Origin of the sequence: Microbispora corallina (assembly GCF_016863035.1) — a bacterium.
Classification (GTDB): domain Bacteria; phylum Actinomycetota; class Actinomycetes; order Streptosporangiales; family Streptosporangiaceae; genus Microbispora; species Microbispora corallina.
The window spans coordinates 1-720 of the sequence record NZ_BOOC01000114.1 but is presented as its reverse complement, the minus strand read 5'-3'; the positions used below and the strand labels follow the sequence as shown (position 1 = coordinate 720).

The following is a 720-nucleotide window of genomic DNA, read 5'->3' as shown; positions in this document are numbered from 1 at the left end:
GGAAGCGGACGGTGTCGCGGAGGTGGCGGGTCCAGTAGTGGGGGGTGGTGAGGTCGGTGGGGGTGGCGAGGGTGCCGGTGTGGTCGGAAACGTAGGGGATGGTGGGGTCGGTGGTGGGGGTGAGGTTGAGGGTGCGGACGGCTTCGTGGAAGGGGGTGAGGATGGGGTCCATGTGGGGGGAGTGGAAGGCGTGGCTGACGGTGAGGTGCCGGGTTTTGTGGCCGTCTGCGTGGAGGAGGCGGGTGAGGTGGTGGATTTGGTGGGTGTCGCCGGAGATGACGGTGGAGGTGGGGGTGTTGGTGGCGGCGATGGCGACGTGGGTGAGGTGGTGGTGGGTGATGAGGTGGTGGAGGTGGTGTTCGGGGGCGGTGGTGGCGGTCATGGTGCCGCTGGGGGGCAGGGTGTGCATGAGGGTGGCGCGGGCGGCGACGAGGGCGGCGGCTTGGGGCAGGGGGAGGATGGCGGCGGTGTGGGCGGCGGCGATGGCGCCGATGGAGTGTCCGGTGACGGCGGTGGGGGTGATGCCCCAGGAGGTGATGAGGGTGGTGAGGGCGGTTTGCAGGGCGAACAGCCCGGTCTGGGTGTAGAGGGTGTGGTGGATCAGGGTGGGGTCGGCGTCGCCGAGCAGGACCTGACGCAACGGGACGGGGGCGTGGCCGATCAAGTGCTCGTCGAGCAGGGTGATGGCCTGGTCGTAGGCGTGGGCGAAGACGGGGAACG

At 70.1% G+C, this 720-nt stretch carries 1 protein-coding gene; it reads right to left on the bottom strand.

Going from position 1 to position 720, the window contains the following annotated elements:
- The coding region (locus Mco01_RS38775) for an acyltransferase domain-containing protein (protein WP_204061801.1) at positions 1 to 720 on the bottom strand (720 nt) is incomplete at both ends.